The sequence below is a fragment of the Rhodosalinus sp. 5P4 genome (assembly GCF_041365695.1).
Taxonomy (GTDB): Bacteria; Pseudomonadota; Alphaproteobacteria; order Rhodobacterales; family Rhodobacteraceae; genus Rhodosalinus.
The window spans coordinates 291,084-310,372 of the sequence record NZ_JBGFSJ010000005.1; the positions used below are offsets into that span (position 1 = coordinate 291,084).

General features: G+C 68.5%; 19 protein-coding genes. 14 read left to right on the plus strand and 5 right to left on the minus strand.

The features are described from left to right. The first annotated feature begins 24 nt into the window (after nucleotides 1–24). From AB6A69_RS11795 to AB6A69_RS11810, 4 genes are read left to right on the plus strand one after another with little or no spacing between them, the layout of a single operon-like run. Complete coding sequence (locus AB6A69_RS11795; protein WP_371060905.1) at nucleotides 25–1,329, plus strand: flagellar hook protein FlgE; 1,305 nt, start codon at nucleotides 25–27, stop codon at nucleotides 1,327–1,329. Between the two features lie 30 nt (nucleotides 1,330–1,359). After that, nucleotides 1,360–2,802 carry a flagellar hook-associated protein FlgK gene (gene flgK / locus AB6A69_RS11800; protein ID WP_371060906.1) on the plus strand — a complete coding sequence of 481 codons (1,443 nt, stop codon included), beginning with the start codon at nucleotides 1,360–1,362 and terminating at the stop codon, nucleotides 2,800–2,802. Nucleotides 2,803–2,804: 2 nt separating this feature from the next. Then, nucleotides 2,805–3,809 carry a flagellin gene (locus AB6A69_RS11805; RefSeq protein ID WP_371060907.1) on the plus strand — a complete coding sequence of 335 codons (1,005 nt, stop codon included), beginning with the start codon at nucleotides 2,805–2,807 and terminating at the stop codon, nucleotides 3,807–3,809. Further along, on the plus strand, nucleotides 3,809–4,918 hold the full coding sequence (locus tag AB6A69_RS11810) for a flagellar basal body P-ring protein FlgI (protein ID WP_371055893.1): 1,110 nt from the start codon (nucleotides 3,809–3,811) through the stop codon (nucleotides 4,916–4,918). Before AB6A69_RS11805 ends, AB6A69_RS11810 begins: the two co-directional genes overlap by 1 nt. A gap of 516 nt (nucleotides 4,919–5,434) precedes the next feature. On the opposite strand, the gene fliP is transcribed toward AB6A69_RS11810, so the two are convergent. From fliP to fliF, 4 genes are read right to left on the minus strand one after another with little or no spacing between them, the layout of a single operon-like run. After that, nucleotides 5,435–6,199: a flagellar type III secretion system pore protein FliP gene (fliP, locus tag AB6A69_RS11815; RefSeq protein ID WP_371060908.1), complete on the minus strand. Its 765-nt coding sequence runs from the start codon at nucleotides 6,197–6,199 to the stop codon at nucleotides 5,435–5,437. Next, nucleotides 6,199–6,486, minus strand: a complete 288-nt coding sequence (locus AB6A69_RS11820) for a FliM/FliN family flagellar motor switch protein (protein ID WP_371060909.1) — start codon at nucleotides 6,484–6,486, stop codon at nucleotides 6,199–6,201. The genes fliP and AB6A69_RS11820 overlap by 1 nt, the downstream gene beginning before the upstream one ends. After that, nucleotides 6,479–7,081: an ABC transporter ATP-binding protein gene (locus AB6A69_RS11825; protein ID WP_371060910.1), complete on the minus strand. Its 603-nt coding sequence runs from the start codon at nucleotides 7,079–7,081 to the stop codon at nucleotides 6,479–6,481. Before AB6A69_RS11825 ends, AB6A69_RS11820 begins: the two co-directional genes overlap by 8 nt. Continuing rightward, a complete protein-coding gene (gene fliF, locus AB6A69_RS11830) occupies nucleotides 7,078–8,679 on the minus strand; it encodes a flagellar basal-body MS-ring/collar protein FliF (protein ID WP_371060911.1) in 1,602 nt (533 codons plus the stop codon). The genes AB6A69_RS11825 and fliF overlap by 4 nt, the downstream gene beginning before the upstream one ends. A 125-nt stretch (nucleotides 8,680–8,804) precedes the next feature. On the opposite strand from fliF, the gene fliL reads away from it, so the two are divergent. From fliL to AB6A69_RS11880, 10 genes are all read left to right on the plus strand, one after another. Beyond that, nucleotides 8,805–9,278: a flagellar basal body-associated protein FliL gene (gene fliL, locus AB6A69_RS11835; RefSeq protein ID WP_371060912.1), complete on the plus strand. Its 474-nt coding sequence runs from the start codon at nucleotides 8,805–8,807 to the stop codon at nucleotides 9,276–9,278. An 8-nt stretch (nucleotides 9,279–9,286) separates the two neighbouring features. Then, nucleotides 9,287–9,706: a DUF6468 domain-containing protein gene (locus AB6A69_RS11840; RefSeq protein ID WP_371060913.1), complete on the plus strand. Its 420-nt coding sequence runs from the start codon at nucleotides 9,287–9,289 to the stop codon at nucleotides 9,704–9,706. Then, nucleotides 9,703–10,305 carry a MotE family protein gene (locus AB6A69_RS11845; protein ID WP_371060914.1) on the plus strand — a complete coding sequence of 201 codons (603 nt, stop codon included), beginning with the start codon at nucleotides 9,703–9,705 and terminating at the stop codon, nucleotides 10,303–10,305. Before AB6A69_RS11840 ends, AB6A69_RS11845 begins: the two co-directional genes overlap by 4 nt. A gap of 70 nt (nucleotides 10,306–10,375) precedes the next feature. After that, entirely contained in the window at nucleotides 10,376–11,245 is an 870-nt protein-coding gene (gene motA, locus AB6A69_RS11850) for a flagellar motor stator protein MotA (RefSeq protein ID WP_371060915.1), read from the plus strand. After that, on the plus strand, nucleotides 11,242–13,620 hold the full coding sequence (locus AB6A69_RS11855; RefSeq protein ID WP_371060916.1) for a hypothetical protein: 2,379 nt from the start codon (nucleotides 11,242–11,244) through the stop codon (nucleotides 13,618–13,620). Before motA ends, AB6A69_RS11855 begins: the two co-directional genes overlap by 4 nt. Nucleotides 13,621–13,714: 94 nt before the next feature. Then, nucleotides 13,715–14,428 (plus strand): transglycosylase SLT domain-containing protein, encoded by a 714-nt coding sequence (locus AB6A69_RS11860; protein WP_371060917.1) that lies wholly within the window; start codon nucleotides 13,715–13,717, stop codon nucleotides 14,426–14,428. Between the two features lie 63 nt (nucleotides 14,429–14,491). Then, complete coding sequence (gene flhA / locus AB6A69_RS11865; RefSeq protein ID WP_371060990.1) at nucleotides 14,492–16,519, plus strand: flagellar biosynthesis protein FlhA; 2,028 nt, start codon at nucleotides 14,492–14,494, stop codon at nucleotides 16,517–16,519. Continuing rightward, nucleotides 16,516–17,283, plus strand: coding sequence for a flagellar biosynthetic protein FliR (locus tag AB6A69_RS11870; protein WP_371060918.1), 768 nt, complete (start codon nucleotides 16,516–16,518; stop codon nucleotides 17,281–17,283). Before flhA ends, AB6A69_RS11870 begins: the two co-directional genes overlap by 4 nt. Further along, on the plus strand, nucleotides 17,283–18,377 hold the full coding sequence (locus AB6A69_RS11875) for a flagellar biosynthesis protein FlhB (protein ID WP_371060919.1): 1,095 nt from the start codon (nucleotides 17,283–17,285) through the stop codon (nucleotides 18,375–18,377). The genes AB6A69_RS11870 and AB6A69_RS11875 overlap by 1 nt, the downstream gene beginning before the upstream one ends. Continuing rightward, nucleotides 18,374–18,805: a hypothetical protein gene (locus AB6A69_RS11880; protein ID WP_371060920.1), complete on the plus strand. Its 432-nt coding sequence runs from the start codon at nucleotides 18,374–18,376 to the stop codon at nucleotides 18,803–18,805. The genes AB6A69_RS11875 and AB6A69_RS11880 overlap by 4 nt, the downstream gene beginning before the upstream one ends. On the opposite strand, the gene AB6A69_RS11885 is transcribed toward AB6A69_RS11880, so the two are convergent. Further along, on the minus strand, nucleotides 18,793–19,278 hold the full coding sequence (locus tag AB6A69_RS11885) for a flagellar basal body-associated FliL family protein (protein WP_371060921.1): 486 nt from the start codon (nucleotides 19,276–19,278) through the stop codon (nucleotides 18,793–18,795). The two genes, AB6A69_RS11880 and AB6A69_RS11885, sit on opposite strands and share 13 nt — an antisense overlap. Nucleotides 19,279–19,289 lie beyond the last annotated feature (11 nt).

Sequence of the window (19,289 nt, forward strand, 5' to 3'; positions counted from 1 at the left end):
CGACGCAACAGAAGGGCCCCCGACATGACGATATCCTCGGCACTCAATTCAGGCGTTGCGGCACTGGGCGCGAACGCGAGCCGCCTTGCCGGAATTTCCGACAACATCGCCAACGCCGGCACCTACGGCTACAAGCGTGTGCAGACCGACTTCCAGTCCATGGTGATCTCGACGACGGGTGGCGGGGGCTACGCCGCAGGCGGTGTTCGCTCGCTCAGCCAGCGACTCGTGGATCAGAGCGGGGCGCTCGTGAACACCTCGAACCCGACCGATCTGGCCGTGCGGGGGCGCGGCTTCCTGCCCGTGGCCCGCGCCAACGAGGTGCAGGTGGGCAACGGGAATCCCCAGATGCTGCTCACGACCACCGGGTCCTTCCGGACCGATGCCGACGGTTACCTCGTCACCCAGGCGGGTCTTGCGCTCCTGGGCTGGCCGGCCCTGCCCGACGGCACCATGCCGGCCGTTCCGCGCGACACCGCCGACTCGCTGCGCCCCGTGCGTATCGACGCCAATGCCCTCTCGGGTCAGCCGACCACCCAGATGTCCCTTGGAATCAACCTGCCGGCGACCGCGACCGCAGCGGGCGCGACGGTGACGCCCGAAACGCTTTCGGTGGAGTATATCGACAATCTTGGCATTTCAGCCAATGTCGACATCACGTTCACCCCGACCGTGCCCGGCGCCGGGTATTCAAACGAGTGGCGCATGGTTCTGCGCGACTCGGCCTCCGGCGGCGCTGTCGTTGGCGACTATGTCCTCGCCTTCAACGACAGCCGGACCGCAGGTGGAACGCTGGCGGGCGTGACGACTTTCACGGGTGGCGCTTACGATGCGGCCACGGGATCCGTGATCGTCGATGTCGATGGCGGACCCATAGAGATCAATATCGGCCAGCCCGGAAGCCGGGGCGGACTGACCCAGCTCTCCGACAAGTTCGCGCCGCTCTCGATTTCCAAGGATGGCTCGGCGGTGGGCAACATGACAGCGGTGGAGGTGGATGAGAACGGTTTCGTTCTCGCCGTGTTCGACACCGGGGTGACGCGGCGCATCTTCCAGATACCACTCGTCGACATGCCGAACCCGAACGGCATGACCGGATTGGACCAGCAGACCTTCGTGCCCTCGCCGAAAAGCGGCCCGTTCTTCTTGTGGGATGCCGGCGACGGCCCCACCGGCAGCGTAGTCGCCTTCGCACAGGAGGAATCCGCGACCGACGTGGCCGGGGAACTGACCGACATGATCAAGACCCAGCGCGCATATTCCTCGAACGCCAAGGTGATTCAGACCGTCGACGAGATGCTTCAGGAAACCACCAACATCAAGCGCTGAGGCTGAACGCCCGCGCGGAAAGGACTTCGAATGAGCCTATCCGGCGCCCTCAACACTGCCCTGACCGGCCTTGGCGCGGCATCGCGTGCCGCCGGCGTGGTCTCGAACAACCTCGCCAACGCCCTGACCGAAGGCTACGGTCCCCGTGAAGTCGCGCTGTCGGCCCGGGCCGGGTCCGGTGGCGTCCGCATTGATGGTGTCGTCCGCAACACGGACGATGCGCTGATCGGCGATCGCCGACAGGCTGCGGCCGCGCTCGGTGATGCCGGCGCGAGGGCAAGGTTTCTTTCCGAGGTCGAGGCGGCGATTGGCCTACCAGGCGCGCCTGGGTCGCTTTCAAGCCGTCTCGCCGCCTTCGAGTCCGCGCTGGTCTACGCCTCTGCCCAGCCCGCCTCGAATGTCCGCCTTGATGGCGTTGCGGACTCGGCGCGGCGTCTTGCGGACGGCCTCGAAGCGGCGTCGGACAGGGTACAGGACCTTCGGGGCCGTGCGGACGCGGCGATCGACCGGATGGTCGGCGAGCTTCGCCTCGGCCTCGACCAGGTCGCCGATCTGAACGGGCGGATCGCCACGGCGCGCGCGCGGGGCCAGGAAACGGCATCGCTTGTCGACCAGCGCCAGCAGGTACTCGACCGGATCGACGAGATCGTTCCGCTTCGCCAGATGCCGCGTCCCGGTGGCCAGATCGCGTTGGTCAGCACGGGCGGCGCCCTTCTTCTCGACGGTCGGCCTGCGCAGCTCGATTTCACCCCGACACGGGTGATCACGGCGGACATGCGTGTCGAGACCGGGTTGCTCGGGACTGTCACGCTGAACGGGCGCGCAATCGACATGCGCGACGGGTCGCTCGCCGGCGGCGCTCTTTCGGGAACAGCCGAGGTCCGCGACGAACTCGCCGTCAAGGCGCAGTCGGGTCTCGATGCGCTTGCCCTCGATCTTGTCGAGCGGTTCCAGACCCCGGCGGTCGATCCGACCCTTGCGCCCGGAGACGCGGGTCTTTTCACGGATGGTGGCATTGCCTTCACAGTCGGGGCCGAGACGGGGCTTGCGGGCCGTATCGCCCTCAACCCGGACGCGGACCCGGCTCAGGGCGGCGAAAGCTGGCGGCTACGGGACGGTCTTTATGCCGCAACGCCCGGCCCGGTTGGCCACGGCACGCTGCTTGTCGCCATGACCTCTGCCCTGGCAGAGCCGCGACCCGACGCCTCGGGTCATTTCGGGCCTGGCGCGCGTGCCGCCAAGGATATTGGGGCGGCATTGCTGTCCGACATCGGCATGCAGCGCCAAAACGCCGAGGCGCGGGAAAGTTTTGCCACGGCGCGCCTCGATGCCCTTACCGAGGCTGAACTCACGCGCGGCGTAGACACCGACGCCGAATTGCAGCGGCTTCTTCTCGTGGAGCAGCTTTACAACGCGAACGCCCGCATGATCCGCGTGGTGGATGAAATGCTCGGGGCGCTGACAAGGCTATGACCATGACCGCACAATCCATTGGGGATCTGGCCCAGGCGTTCCTCCTGCGGCGGCAATCCGTCGAGGCGAAGCAATCGCTCGGGGATCAGGCGCGCGCGCTCACAACCGGGCGCGTCGCGGATCCTGGCGCACGTCTCAAGGGAGATTACGGTACTCTGACGGTGCTGGAACGGAGGATCACCATCAGCGAGAGCTACCGTTTGGCCGGCGCCGAGGCGGCCACGCTGGCGCGCGGCCAGCAGGCGGCGCTGGGCGCGGTCGCAGAGGCGACGCGAGAGCTTGCCATCGGGCTTATCGAACATGCCTCGGGTACGCCTGCGCAAAACCCGCTGAGAGGTACCGAGGCCGAGGCTGCTTTCGCAAGCGTGGTTTCGTCGCTCAACACCTCCGCCGGCGGGCGGAGCCTTTTTGCCGGCGTGGCAAGCGACGGTCCGGCGCTCGCCCCGGCCCAGGCGATGCTCACGGGTATTCGTGCAGCCGTGGCCGGCCTGACCGAACCGGGAGATGTCGTCGCGGCGGTGGAAGCCTGGTTCGATGACCCGGCGGGCGGATTCGCCACCACAGGGTATCTGGGCGGCGATACGCCGCTCTCTCCGATCCTTGTCGACGAGGGTGAGCAACTGCAGCTTTCCACGCGCGCCGACGACCCCGCTCTCAAGGCTTTGCTCGCGGCGCTCGCGCTCGGAACGATCGCCGGGGACCCGAACGTAACGCTCTCCGATCCTGCGAGGGCGGCCGTTTTCCGATCCGCCGGTGACCGGATGCTTGCAGCCCAGGACGGTATCATCGCGTTGCGTGCGGGTGTGGGCCAGGTCGAAGCCCGGATCGAGAAGGCGGCGACGCGCCTTTCGGCGGAAAGCGCCGCCGCGGAAGTCGCCCGCGCGGAGCTTGTCGGCGTGGACCGCTTCGAGGCTGCAACTCGACTGAAGGACGCGGAACGACGTCTCGAGCTTGTCTATGAAGTTACCGCGCGCTTGTCGCGTTTCAGCCTTCTGGACCGTCTGTGATGAAGTGCCTTCTGCGGCTTTCCAGCGTCCTTTTGACGATTCTGCTGCCGCTTTCGGTGGCAGCCGGTCCCGTGCGGATCAAGGATCTCGTCGAAGTCGACGGTGTGCGCGGGAACGACCTTCTGGGCTACGGGCTCGTGGTCGGGCTGAATGGCACGGGAGATGGGTTGCGTAACGCGCCATTCACCGAAGAGATCATGACCAACATCCTGGAACGTCTCGGCGTCAACGTGGCAGGAGAGGCATTCCGCCCGCGGAACGTGGCCGCCGTTCTCGTCACTGCCGAGCTTCCGCCCTTCGCGCGCGCCGGAAGCCGCATCGACGTCACGGTTTCGGCCATCGGCGACGCAGGCAGCCTGCTCGGCGGCACGCTCGTGATGACGCCGCTCAGCGCAGCGGACGGTGAGGTCTATGCCGTCGCGCAGGGGACCGTGCTCGCCGGGGGTGCCGCGGCGGAGGGCGACGCCGCGCGCGTTGTCGAGGGCGTGCCGACATCTGGGTCGATTCCCGCGGGTGCGCGTATCGAGCGTGAGGTCGCGTTCGACTTTTCAGGCCTTACCGCGCTCCGCCTGGCGTTAAGGGATCCGGACTTCACGACGGCCGCGCGCATCGAGGCGGCAATCAATCGGGAATTCGGGGGCGCTGTCGCGCTCATGCTGGATGCCGGTACGGTCCAGCTCGACATCCGCCGTACCGGGGCGCGCTCACCCGCGCACGCCATCGGTCGTGTCGAGGCGATCGCCGTCGAACCGGAGCGCCGCGCGCGCGTGGTCGTTGATCAGCGGTCCGGCACCATCGTGATGGGAGCGGATGTGCGGATCTCGCGTGTCGCGGTGGCGCAGGGCAACGTGACGCTCAGGATAGAAGAAGCGCCGCTCGCGGTTCAGCCGAACCCTTTCGCACCGGGCGAGACGGTCGTCGTGCCGCGCACCTTCGCCGATATCGAGGAAGAGCAGGGCAACGGCCTTGCGGAACTGCCTGAGGCCACAACGCTTTCCGAAGTAATCTCGGGCCTTAACGCGCTTGGCGTTACGCCTCGCGACATGATCGACATTCTCAAGACGATCAAGGCTGCGGGGGCGCTCCACGCGGAATTCGTCGTGCGCTGATGGGACCGTTGCGCTTGTTTTGCGGGAAGGCGGGACCCCTCGCCTCTCCCTTGCTCCGGGGCGGACCTATCTCAGGCTTTTCACGATGGGGATGGCGAGCGCGGTCAAGGCGTTGAGCGCGGCAGTGCGGAACGGCCGATTGAGCGACCCGGCGATCGAAGGCGGGACATCCGCCTATCGCTGGACGTCTAGGCCGTAGTATCGTTTGACAATGCAGGGATCTTCGACCCACGGGCGCTCCCTCCGCAGGCAGGGTGTTCTGACGGCCATTCAAGGTGCTGAAATTCGCCCCGTCCCGATCGGAGGCGGCAGGCTCTGAATGGAAACGCCTCGTCTGCCCACGCGCCAAGCCGAACAGACGTTCAAAAGAACAGACGCCTCCAGCTCGCAGCGTCCGTCCCTATCGCGGCTGCGTACCACAGCTACCTGTAGGCGCTGCACCCGAGGTCGGTCCGGAACGGCCCAGATCGCCGGAAAGCCCCGCCGCTTGAGTGCTCCATCCTCGGCGGGGCGCGTTCACATGTAGCTGCGGACGAGGCTTTCCGCGATCAGGGTCCAGCCATCGGCCAGAACGAAGAACGCAAGTTTGAACGGAAGGGCAACGATCGCCGGTGGGACCATCATCATGCCCATGGACATCAACACAGCCGCCACCACGAGGTCGATGATGAGGAATGGCAGGAAGATCAGGAAACCGATCTCGAAGGCCCTGGCGATCTCTGACAGCAGAAAGCTCGGGACGAGAACGGCGAGCGGCGTCTCCTCCACCGTGGCAGTGGGTGGATCGGGGCGAAGCGCAGCCATGGAGTCGAGTGTCGCCGGATCCACCCGGTTCGCCATGAATCCGCGAAACGGCTCCACGGCCGCGCCGAAGGCGGCCTCCAGGCCGAGGTCGCCATCGACGAATGGTTGGACGCCCGCCTCCCATGCCGCGCGAAACACCGGGTCCATCACGTACCAGGTCAGAAAAAGCGCCAGACTCACGAGCAGCATGTTGGGCGGAGATTGCTGAAGCCCGAGCCCCTGCCGCAGGATCGAGAGCACTGTGACGAGAAACGGAAAGCAGGTGATCGTGACCGCTATACCGGGAACGAGGCTCAGCACCGTGATCAGCAGGAGGAGCTGGACGCTTTGCGCAGCGAGCGACCCGTCCTCCCCCAGAGAAAACGAAATTTCCTGCGCATTCGCGGCGGCCGGGAGAAGAAGCGCAAGGCTGGCGAGCAGGGCGACACGGCCCGGTGCCCGCCGTGGCCCGCGCAGACGCCCCGGGCCCACGCCCATCAGTCGAGACCGCCGGCGAGATCCGCCACCTCGGTCAGACGCACGGCAAGCTGGCCGGCCTGCTCACCCTCCATCTCCTCGAGTTCGCCACGCGCGATGAGCCGGTCGCCCACGTACAGTTCCACCGGATCTTCCACCCGACGATCGAGCGGCAGAACCGCGTTTTCGCCCATCCTCAGGAGATCGCGGATGAGCGGGCGCGCGCGACCGACGGCGACGATGATCTCGATAGGCACGGCGGTGAACATGCCAGTGGCCGTTCCACCCATCTCCGTTTCGTCATCCATGGCGAAGTTCCCTTTCGGTTTCGTGACAGAACGCCGAGATCGCGCGGCGAATCTCGGAAAGGATGTCGTCGAGATCGACCTGCCGCTCGGAAGTGCCGAAGCGCAGCTGCGCCTGCCCCTCGCCGAGTGCGGGGTCGCCGATGACGCGGGCGGGAAAGCCCGCGCCCTCCACAAGCGTGCCAATCGTGTCGACCTGTCCTGGCGGGACATGCACCTCGACCTCCGCCTGGCCCAACTCGCGGGTCAGCGTCCCGAGTTCGGAGAGGACATGGGCCCCGAGCGCTTCGCGCATGAGCGACGGCAGCAGGCTGCCGACCATCCGCTCCAGCAAGGGTTCGATCGCCTTCACCATGTGCGCGTAGGCTTCGTTGTAGGTGAAGGAAAGATCCTGCAGCGCTCCGGCAAGTTCGGCCGAGAGGCGCGTTTCCTCCTTGTCGCGGGCGGCGACGGCATCGTCCCAGCCGGCCTTGTACCCTTCTTCGAAGGCTTCCAGGCGCAACGCTTCGAGCTGCTCGTCGGACAGGGGCGATGATTGGGCGGCCGTCGGCTGCGGCCGGGCAAGGGCGAAATCCTCCAGAAGATGGGCGATGCTCATGGCGCCCGTCCCGGGCGATCCGCGAGCCAGCTGTGCAACACCTGGGCTGCCTCCTCACGCCGCTGGCCGATCAGATCGCGCAGCCGCGCGACGGGATCCTCATGCGCGCCGTCACTGGTGCCATCCGCGGTAAGCGCGGGAAGTTCGGGCAATTCAGGCAACTCGAAGCCGTTCCCCATGGTGATCTCGCCATCGAGCGCTGCGGTGTCCTCCGCGCCATCACCGCCCGGCGCCGGCAGGGCCGGTGCCGTGTCACGGGCGCCGGCAAGCACCGGACGCACGACGAACAGACCGAGGATGAGGGCGACCGCCGCCAGAACCGCGAGCTGTATCGCGCGCATCGCGTCGAGCCCGAGCCGGTCGGCCCAGGAGAGTGCCCCGGCCGTTCCGGCAGGCGAGGACGCCTCGAAAGGCATCGACCGCAAGGTGATCTGGTCGCCCCGCGTCTCGTCGAAGCCCACCGCCGCCGCAACCAGTTCGCGGAGCGCGTCAAGCTCCGCCTCGGGCAGCGGCGCGAAGACCTCGGCACCGTTTTCATCCTGCACCGTGGCGCCGTTCACCATGACTGCGACGCTGAGACGGCGGATCGCGCCGGGGGCGCGAAGCACCTCCCGCTCGGTTTCCGAAACCTCGTAGTTCACGCGCTCACGCGTTTCGCTTTCGCGCCGCGAGGATTGCTCGCCCTCCGCCGCGTCGCCGTCCGGCAGGTTCGAGGCGACCGTCACCCCGCCGCCGCCGGCTTCTTCGGCGTTCGTCGTGCGCTCTTCGGTTTCGGAGCTTATGGCGATCCGGCTTTCCGGATCGATGCGGCGCTCGCGAAGCGTCTCGCTTTCCGTGACGGTGTCGATCGCGACCTCCACCACAGCGTTGCCGCGACCCACCCGCGCCTCGACAAGGCGCTGCACGCGGTCCCGCAGCGCCGCCGCGCGATCGGGCGACCCGCCGGCTTGGCCCGTGGGTGTCTCGGAAGAGGAGACGAGACCGCCGGTGGAATCGATGACCGACACATCCTCCGGCGCGAGGCCGGGCACGGCCGACGCCACGAGATGGCTGAGCGCGCGCGCCTGTTCGGGGCCGATGACGCCGGACGACGCGGCCACGGCGACCGACGCGGTGGGCCGGACGTCGCGTCGGAAGGGATCGGCTGCGGTATTGGCGATGTGCACGCGCGCCGAGGCGATATCCCTGCTGGAAAGGATCGTTCGGGCGAGTTCGCCTTCTTTCGCGCGCCAATAGGCGGCGTCGAACATCTGGCTTGTCGTGCCGAAGCCCGATAGCGAATCGAGCAGCTCGTAGCCCTTGGTGGAATTGGCCGGAAGCCCCTCGCTCGCCAGCGTCAGGCGCAGTTCGTCGCGCTGCGGCTCCGCCACGAAGATCGAACCGCCGCGCACCTCGTAAGGCACGCCACGGGCTTCGAGCGCGCGCACGACCTCTCCTGCGGGACCGTTTTCAAGCCCGGCATAAAGCAGCGCCATGCCCGGCGTCGCGGCAACCCGGGCGAGGGCGAGCACCGACAGGAACATGGCGATGGTCGCCCCGGCGACAAGCAGACGACGGCCCGGGCTGAGCGCATTCCACAGTGAGAGAATCTGCTGCAAGGCGACACTCCTTCGAACCGGGCCTTCTGCCGCGGCGTCGGGGCGGACCTTGGCCGATCTCGCTTAACAATCGGTTAGTTCTCAACGGGCTATAGACACCGCGATGACATGGATCGGATCGGCACATGACGGAAGATTCTGAGACGCAGGACAGCCCCTCCGGACGTGGAAAGCTGCCACTGCTCCTTGGCGTGGCGCTCGCGCTTGCCGGTGCGGGCGCGGGATTTTTCGCCGTGCGGGAAGGTCTGATCCCGCTGCCGTCGGACGAGGGTGGCGCGCCGCGATCCGAGTCGATGGCGGACCTTGCCTTCGTGCCTCTCGATCCCGTCGTGATCGCGCTCGACTCCGGGTCCCGGCGCCAGCACCTGCGCTTTCGCGCCGAACTCGAGGTGCCGCCCCCCCACCAAAAGGAGGTCGAGTCGCTTCGCCCGCGGGTGGTCGACGCGCTGCACAGCTACCTTCGCGCGCTCGATCCCGCCGAGATCGAGGCGCCCGGCGCGCTTGAACGGCTTCGGGCGCAAATGCTCCGCCGCGTACAGATCGTCACCGGCGGGGACCGGGTCGCCGACCTTCTGGTGATGGAATTCGTGCTGAACTGAGGACGCCCATGGAACTGATCGCCGACATCCTCCTCGTCGCAGGCGCGCTGGGCGCCGCCTTCTACTGCTCCGTCCTCGCCCGGCGGCTTTCCCGCTTCAACGACCTGGAGGGGGGGATGGGCGGTGCCGTGGCCGTCCTGTCGAAGCAGGTGGACGACATGACGCGCGCCCTCGACGCCGCGAAGGAGACGGCCGGGCACTCTGCCGAATCGCTCAATGCGCTCACCGAGCGCGCCGAGTCCGTCGCCAAGCGGCTGGAGCTCCTCGTCGCGTCGATGCATGACCTCCCTTCGGGCGACGCCGGCGCAGAGGGTGAGAGTTCGGAGCCGGCGCCGGCGCAGCCCGAAGCGGCGGCGCCTCCGGCCGAAGCGCGAAAGCGATCCACGGTGCCCTTCTTCATGCGCCGCCCGGACGGAGACGCCCAATGAGTCGGCCCCGCGCCACCCGGGCCGCGTTTCGGCGACGCGGGCGGGAAACGCTTCTGACCATCATCATGCTGCTCGTCGGCTCGGCGGTTCTCCGGATCGGGCTGGAGGCGAACGCGGCGCTTGCGCAGTCCACCGAGCCGGAAGACCCCGGCGCGCAGACCGAGGCTGCGGCCGGCGCCTGCTCGGACATGGGTGACTTCGACGCGCTGATCGCCGAGCTTCAGGCGCGGGAATCGCGCGTGGCGTCGCGCGAGGCCGAGATCGAGGACCGCATGCAGGCGCTATCGGTCGCCGATGCGGCGATCGAGCGGCGCCTTGAGGAGCTTGCCAGCGCAGAGGAGTCGTTGCGCGACACGATCACGATCGTGGAAACGGCGGCGGAGGCCGATCTCGACCGGCTGACGGCGGTCTACGAAAACATGAAGCCCGCAGAGGCCGCCGCCCTGTTCGAGACGATGGATGCCGCCTTCGCCGCGGGCTTTCTGGGCCGCATGCGCCCCGAGGCGGCCGCCGGGATAATGGCGGGGCTGCGTCCGAAAACGGCCTACACGATGAGCGTCATGCTCGCCGGGCGCAACGCGGGCGCACCCCGGCAATGAGCGCGCGAAGACGATATCTTAATCCCGCTCGCCCAAGCTGGCAGCGTCAACAGGGGGCGAGGCGCACCGCATGATCGGGCTGGCTGGAATCGCGATCGTTCTCGTCATGGTTTTCGGCGGGTACCTCCTCGCCGGGGGCAAGGTGGCGATCATCCTTCAGGCGCTGCCTTACGAGCTCATGATGATCCTCGGGGCGGCCATCGGCGCATTCCTCATCGCCAACGGGATGCCGACGATCCGGCAGACACTCCGCTCCGTCCCGGCCGTATTCAGGGGGCCGCGCTGGCAGCCCGAGGATTACCGCGATCTGCTCTGCCTGCTTTTCGAGTTGATCCGCCTTGCGAGGCAGAACCCCGTGGCGATCGAGGAACATATCGAGGCGCCCAGCGAATCCGCCATCTTCGCCCGCTACCCGCGGATCCTGGCCGACGAGGAGGCGGTGAACCTCATTTGCGACACGATGCGCGCCGCCTCGATGACCTACGACGACCCGCACCAGGTCGAGGAGATCCTCGAAAAGCGGATGGAGCGCAGTCTGCACCATGCGCTGCACCCCAGCCATGCCCTGCAATCGACGGCGGATGCGCTGCCTGCCCTTGGCATCGTCGCCGCCGTGCTCGGTGTGATCAAGACCATGGCCTCCATCGACCAGCCGCCCGAGGTGCTGGGCAAACTGATCGCCGGCGCGCTTGTCGGAACCTTCCTCGGCGTGTTTCTCGCCTACGGGTTCGTCGGCCCCGCCGCGGCGCGCCTGCGCACCGTGGTCGAGGAGGACGCGCATTTCTACCAGCTCATACGGGAGGTTCTGGTGGCCAATCTGCACAACCATGCCACGAACATCTGCATCGAGGTCGGTCGACAGAACACGCCGGCCGACTTCCGTCCCAGTTTCTCCGAACTCGAAGAGCGGCTCAAGGCCGTGAAGCAGGCGGCGGCATGACCCGCGGGCTTCTTCTCTCGATCGCCGTCGCCGCCCTGTCCGCAACACCCGTCCACGCACAGACGATCGGGGTGCGCACGGGAGAGCACGAGGGCTTCACCCGGGTCGCGCTTGATCTTCCGGAACCAATCGACTGGACGCTCCAGACCGTGCCCGGCGCCGCAGTGCTCAGCTTTGCCAAGGCGGATGTCGAGTTCGAGCTGGCGGGCGCTTTCCGGAGGATATCGCGTGCCCGTCTCGCATCGCTCACACCTGATGCGGACCCGGGAACGCTGCGCCTCGGTCTTGCCTGCGCGTGCCGGATCTCGACGCATCTGAACGGTCCCCGCATGCTGGTGATCGACATCGCGGATCCGCCGTCATCCGCCGCGACGGAGAAGGCGGTACGGCCGTCCGGACGCCCTTGGGCGCTGCCGCTCTTTCCGGAAAGGAGCGAAGTGCGCACCGCGTCATTCAGGACCGCGGTTCTGGCACCGCTCCCCGAGAGGCTGTCCCCATCGCAACTCTTCGACGAACCTGTCGGCCCGCGTATCGCAACGGACGGAGAGGTCGGCGAGCGAACCGGTGGTTCTGTGGCTCAGGAAACATCGCTTCGGGAGGCAGAGGCCCGTCTTGCCGAGCAATTCGCGCGCGCGGTGTCCCAGGGACTGCTGGCGACCCGGCGGGGGCCCATTCCATCGGAGCCCGGATCGGGCGGCGAGACCCGTGCCGACGATGCGGATCTTGCTGGCCCAAAGGACGCCTCGGGCGGCAGGCCTGAACAAGAGACCGAAACCATGACGCGCGACGCCCCGCTTCGCGCCATAACGGCGCTCGATGCGGTCCAGATTCGCCCGGGCATGCGTCAGCAACCGGAGGCGGGAACCTGTCTTCCCGCGCCGACCCTGGACGTGGCCAGCTGGGGCAACGACGAGCCGTTCCCGCACCAGCTCGCCCGGGCGCGAGACCGCATCGCCAGCTACGAAAGAACGCCAAGCACCGAGTCGGTCATCGCTCTTGCGAGACTCTATCTTCACTTCGGTTTCGGCGCGGAGGCGCGGGCGACCCTGCGCCTGGCGCAGATCGAGGATGAAACCCGCGCGCCCCTCCTCGCCCTCGCGGCTGTCATGGATGGCGACGCCGCACCAATGGATCCGCTTCCAGCCCAGGCCCAGTGTCCGGATCCCGGCCCGCTGTGGGCGCTTCTGGCAACCTCTCCGGAGCCGCGCGTTTCACCCGAGATGGCGGAAGCCGTCCGGCGCAGCTTCGTGGCGCTTCCGCAGCATCTTCGCCGGCATCTGGGCCCGCGGCTCGTCGACAAGCTTCGCGAGGGCGGTCGGCCCGACGCGGCGCATGCCTTGCTGCGCGCACTCGACCGGCTCGATGGTTTCTTCGATGGCGCGGGCGCACTTGCCGCCGCGCAACTGTCGGCCGAGCGTGGCGACATCCGCGATGCGGAAGCGCGCCTGGCCGCCATCATCGCGCGGGACGGGTCCGACGCTCCCGAGGCGTTGGCAACATTGGTGCGCGGGCGCGCCGAAAGGGGAGAGCCCATCGCGCCCGAGATGGCCAAGCGCGCCGCGATCTACGCACATGAAGCACGAGGCACCGCGGCGGAGAAGGATATCGCACGTGCGCACGTGATGGCGCTTGCCGCTTCCGGAGCACACCGGGCCGCCATCGACGAACTGGTCGAAACGGGTTGGCCGGGCCGCGATCCGGCCGCCGCCACGGTGCTTGGGCGGCTGGCGTCCGATGCGCCCGACGCGGTCTTTGTTTCCGGGACGCTCAGGCTCGCGGCGGCCACCGCCGCGGATCTGCCTCCTGCGATCGGAACGGCGGTCGGCCGACGCCTTCTCGACCTGGGCTTTCTCGAAACTGCCGAACCCTATCTTTCAGCCGGGATGAACGATGCCCCGGTGACCGCCCGTTCCGAAAGGGCGATCGAAAGGGCGCGGCTGGCGCTGGCCACCGGCCGTCCGCGGCGGGCCGAAGCGGAGCTTCTTGGCGTCGACGGGGCAGCGGCAGATGCGCTCCGCGCGGAGGCGCGCCTCAAGACCGGCGACCGCGATGCGGCCGTCGAGGCCTTTCTCGCATCCGACCGTCCCGCCGATGCCCAGCGCGCCGCATGGCTTGCCGGTGATTGGGACAGGCTTGCGGACGGGAACGACCCGATCCTGGCGCGGGCCGCGCAAATTCTCGCTGAAGTGCAGGCGACGCCGGCGGAACTCGAGGGCCCGGAGCCATCCTCGGACGACCCCGAGGCGCCTGGCGACGAGGCTGCCGGGGAAATCACCCTTTCCGCGTCGCGCGCGACGCTCGGGCGATCCGAGGAGGCGCGCGCGATCCTCGAAGACCTGCTCGCCCGTTTCCCAGCCGAGGAACCGCCTCGCTAGGCCGCGTGATTACCGAATCTCAACGGACAGGCGGCTAGATCGAGGCCACCGCTGCAGAATGCGCCGGAGTGCCGAATTGACTCAGACATCGCGAGTGTCCCGCTCTTCCCTCCTGGCACGGCGCGTGTGCGAGACGCTCGCCCTTTTCCTCGCGACCACGCTGGCCGCCGGGGCCGACGCCGACCGAACGGCCGAACTCTGCGACAGCGCCGCCGTCCGCGCCGCTGCCGAAACGGGCGTTCCGGCGGAGGTGCTGCTTGCCATCACGCGAACGGAAACAGGCCGCTCGAAGGCCGGATCTGTCAGACCCTGGCCCTGGACGGTCAACATGGAAGGTGCCGGACACTGGTTCGACTCGCGCAAGGCCGCGCTCGGCTACGCCGCACGCCACCATGCGCGTGGCGCGCGCAGTTTCGACGTGGGCTGCTTCCAGCTGAACTATCGGTGGCACGGCCACGCCTTCACCTCGATCGACCAGATGTTCGAGCCTCTGGCCGGGGCGCGATACGCCGCGCGTTTCCTTTCCGAGCTCAAAACGGAAACGGGCGACTGGCTCGCCGCCGCTGCGGCCTACCATTCGCGCACCCCGGCCCTGGCCGCGCGTTACCGCGCACGCTTCGTGCGTCACCTCGATGCGCTGCGCGATGGATCGGCCGTCGACCATGCCGGCGATGCGCGGCAATCCGATACGGCGGGGCCCAGGGAAAACGGCTTCCCGCTGCTGCGCCCGGGGCCCCGCGGACCGCTCGGGTCTCTGGTGCCGGCACTCGTCGCGGGGCCGCCTCTCCTCGCCCAGCCGGGAGGGTGAGAGGTGCCCGCCTTCGTGCCCTCCGCGCTATTCCGGCCCACGGTCCTGCTCGCCCTGGCGCTGATGGCCGTGATCGCGATGATGATCGTGCCCATGCCGGCCTGGGTTCTCGACATCGGGCTCGCCGCGTCCTTCGCGCTGGCCATCCTCATCTTCACCGTGACCCTCTTCATCGAGCGGCCGCTTGACTTTTCGGCGTTTCCCTCGGTTCTGCTCGCCTCGCTCATGCTGCGGCTCTCGCTCAACGTTTCCTCGACGAAACTCATCATCGGCCAGGGGCATACCGGTACCGATGCCGCCGGGGAGGTGATCGAGGGCTTCGCGAGTTTCGTGATGGGCGGCAGCGTTCTTCTCGGGCTCGTCGTCTTCTGCGTGCTTTTGATCGTGAATTTTGCCGTCATCACGAAAGGCGCGGCGCGCATGGCCGAGGTGGGCGCGCGTTTCGCGCTCGACGCGATGCCCGGCAAGCAACTCGCCATCGACAGCGACGTGTCCGCCGGCGCCATAGACCACGCCGAGGCGAAGACCCGGCGCGAGCGCGAACAGCAGGAGACCACCTTCTTCGGCTCGCTCGACGGTGCCTCGAAATTCGTCAAGGGTGATGCCATAGCCGGTCTGCTGATCACGCTTCTGAACCTGGTGATGGGTCTCGTGATGGGCATCGTGGTCCATGACATGCCGCTCGGCCAGGCGGCGGAGACCTATGCGATACTTACCGTCGGCGACGGGCTGGTCAGCCAGATCCCTGCCGTCATCATCTCGATCGCGGCCGGGCTGCTGCTCGCACGGGGGGGCGCGGTGGGCGCGACGGACCGGGCCATCTTCGCTCAGCTCGGGGCGCATCCGGCCGCGCTTGGCACCGTTGCGGTACTAATGGGCCTCTTCGCGCTGGTCCCGGGCCTGCCTTTCGTGCCCTTCGTCGCGGGCGCCACCGCACTGGGTCTCGGGGCCTGGGCGCTGGCGCGCCGTGCCGAGCGTGCGGAAGGCGCACAGGATGACGGGGCCGAGGCGCCCGCGCCCGTGCCAGAGCGACCCATGGGCGACATGCTCGAGGTGGACGACATCCACGTCCAGTTCGCTCCCGACCTCGTGGACATGGTGCTCGATCCCGGAACCGGGCTCGAGGCGCGCATCACGAACCTGCGGGCGCATGTCGCGACCGCCTACGGCGTGATCCTTTCCGAGATCCGGCTCACCGACGACGATTCGCTTCCCGAGGGAAGTTACGCGGTACGCATCCATGGGGTGGAACAGACGCGCGCGCGCCTTCGTCCGGGCCAGGTGCTGGCCCTCCGCGCCGAGGGTGACACCGCGCTGCCGGCCGGCGAGGACGTGGCCGAACCGGTTTACGGCGCGCCCGCGCGCTGGATCCCGGCCGCGGTGCAGGAGGAGGCCGCGTTTACCGGGGCGACCCTGGTATCCCCGGCGGAAGTGCTGGCCACGCATCTTCTGGAGACGATCAAGCGCAATCTTGCCCGGCTTCTGACCCACAAGGCGATGCGCCGGCTGCTCGACGAGATGGTCAACCTTTCGGATCCCGCGCGTGCCGAGGCCAATCGCCGGCTCCTCGACGAGCTCGTACCCGACAAGGTGCCGCTGGACCTGCTGCACCGGGTGCTTCGCCTGCTGCTCGAAGAGCAGGTGTCGATCCGCAACCTGCCCCTGATCCTCGAAGCGGTGGCCGAGGCGCGCCTTGCTCACACGAGGGCGGAGGCCGTGTGCGAAGAGGTGCGCCAGCGCCTTGGTTTCCAGCTGGTCGCCGCGCTCCGGCGCGACGACGGGACGCTGCCGCTCGTGCAGCTCGCCTCCGACTGGGAAGAGACCTTCGCGGCCTACCAGCTCGAGGGGGATCGCGGCGGCCTCGACGTGGCGCTGCCGCCAGAGGCGTTCAACCGCCTTGCCGACGGACTTGCCGCGGAAATGGCCGCGGCCTCCGAGCGCGGCCTTTCGCCGGCACTTGTCACCTCGACCCGGCGCCGCCGCTTTCTCCGAACCGTGATGGCCGCCAAGGGTGTGTCGAACCCGGTCCTCTCCTTCGAGGAGATCGGGCTCGAGGCACGGCCCGTGCTCGTGGGGACGGTGGCGGCATGACGCTGGCAGAGGCCGCCGGCGTGGCGGAGGCCACCTTCTGGCATTCCGTGGCGGTGTTCCTGCGGGTCGGTGCGGCGATGGCGGTGTTGCCGGCCTTCGGCTCGCAAAGCGTTCCGCTGCGGATCCGGGCGGTTGCCGCCATCGCGTTTACCGCAGTGGTGGCGCCTGCGGTGCCGCCGCTCTTCGCCGGTCCGCCCGATCTTCCACGCCTTGTGCGGTTCCTGGCCACCGAGACGCTCGCGGGCCTCGCCTTCGGTCTCGCGCTGCGCCTTTTCGTGCTGGCCCTGCAGACGGCTGGCGCCATCGCCGCCAACGCGATTTCCCTCGCGCAGCTTCTCGGGGGCGCCCAGCCGGAGCCGACGCCGGCCATAGGGCATGTGCTCGTGCTGGCCGGCCTGGCGATCGCCGTTTCGGCCGGCCTGCATGTGCGCCTCGCGGAATACCTCGTGCACTCCTACGCGCTGCTGCCGGCCGGCGGATTTCCCGACGCAGCCGCCATGGCGGGCTGGGGATCAAGCCAGGTCGCGAAGGCTTTCGCGCTGGCCTTCTCGCTCGCCGCGCCGTTCCTGATCCTGTCGCTGCTCTACAACCTGACTCTCGGTGCGATCAGCAAGGCGATGCCGCAGCTCATGGTGGCGTTCGTGGGGGCGCCGGTGATCACCCTGGGCGGACTCGCGCTTTTTGCGCTGGCGGCGCCGCTCATGCTGACGATCTGGCACGAGGCTTTGCTCGCGTATCTCGCCGATCCGCGCGGGACACCCTAATGGAGTCCGGTCAGGACGAAGCGGCGGAGAAGTCGCACGAGCCTTCCGCCCGTAAGCTGGAGGAGGCGCGCAAACGCGGAGAGGTGCCGCGGTCGACAGACCTGGCCACCGCGGCGGCCTATGCGGGGCTTCTGCTTGCGCTGGCCGCCGGGGGCGGTTGGGCCGTGGAACGCGCGGGGGGCGCGATGGCCGCGCTGGTTGGCCGCGCCGACGTCCTTGCGCCGCTTTTCTTCGAGGGGGCCTCCACTGCCCCGGCGGGTGCGCTTGCCGCGGCGCTTGCCGGGCCGATGGCGCTCTGGTTCGGGCTGCCGGGGCTCGCCGCGCTTCTCGCGCTGATCGCGCAGCGCGCCGTGACGGTGACCCCGTCGAAGCTTGCGCCGAAACTCAACCGCATCTCGCCCATCTCCGGCGCGCAGAACAAGTTCGGTCGGAAAGGCCTTTTCGAATTCGCCAAGAGCACGGCGAAGCTTTGCATCTTCACGCTTTGCCTTGCCCTGTTTCTCGCCGATCGGCTGCCGCGCGTGCTGGCGAGCCTGCGAAGCCCCCCGGGACCGGCGAGCGCGGAAATGGCGCGCCTGATGGTGGAATTCCTGGGCGTGGTGCTGGTGATCTCCATCGCTATCGGCGCAGTGGATTTCCTCTGGCAGCATGCCGAGCATCGCCGGCATAACCGAATGTCCCACAAGGAACTGCGCGACGAGGCCCGGGAATCGGAGGGCGATCCCTACCTGAAGCAGGCCAGACGTGGTCGTGCGGAGGCGCTCGCCACGAACCGCATGTTGCAGGACGTGCCGGCGGCCGACGTGGTGATCGTGAACCCCACGCGGGTCGCCGTGGCGCTCCGCTGGAACCGGGAGGCGGGAAGCGCCCCGGTCTGCGTCGCGAAGGGCGTGGGCGAGATCGCCGCGCGGATCCGCGAACTGGCCGCCGAGTCGGGTGTGCCGATCCGCCGCGATCCGCCGACCGCGCGGGCGCTCTGGGCCGCCGTGGTGATCGGCGAAGAGATCGCGCCGGAACATTACCGGCCCGTGGCCGCAGCCATCCGGTTTGCCGAGGACATGCGCGCCCGCGCCCGGGCCCGGGGCCGCGCATGACGCCCGATTGGGACCTCCTCGCCCGTCTCGCCGAGCTGCGTTTTCGCCAGGATGCGGAACGGCTGGCCGCGCTTCGGCGGGAGGCGGCGGAGCTGCGCGAGGCGCGCATGCGCCTCGATGCCGAGGGTCGCGCCGCCGTGCTTTCCCGCCCGGTCGATGGCGGTGCCGCGCTTGCCGCCTGCGAGCTCTGGCGGGGCTGGGCCCGGGCGCGCCGTGTCGACCTCGCCACGCGGGAAGCGGAATTGCGCGCCAGGGAGGGTATCGCCGCCGCCGGGCTGCGCCGCAGCTTCGGGCGGCGCGAGGCCGTGGCCCGCGAAGCGGCGCGGGCCGAGGCCGCCGCGGCACACAAGGAGGCGCTCCGCGACGGAGAGCGCCTTTTGTCCGCAGTTTGTGTCAAGACGTCGGCGGGGCCGCGTCAGAGATCCTGACGCGCCATCTCGACGATCAGAACCTGGTCGATCGTGCCAGGCATGATGCGCCGCGCCGCCTCTGTCAGCTGCCGGCGCAGCGGATCCAGCGCGGCAGTGTCGGTGAACGCGCCCGCGAAGCCGCCGACATTGGCGTGATCGAACATGACCTGCAGCAGCGTGTCCCGGAGTTTGGGTTCACGCGCGAAGATCGCCTCGCCGGCGCCGGGCATGGCCTCGAGCCCGATGGCCAGAACGACCATGGCGGCAACGCGGCCCTCCTCCAGGACGGGGACGACGAATTGCTGGTCCAGTCGCACGTAATCCCGTTCTCCGGGAGGGGGGGCCTCGTCCAGCGTTCCGGCGGCGCTTTCGGCGTTTTCCGCGGTCTCCGCGTCGACGCCCGGCTCCGAAGTGGGGCGGAAGGCGTAACCCGCCCCCACTCCGGCCGCGAGACCCGCGACCGCCATCAGGACCGGCAGCAGTTTGCGCATGTTCACGCTCC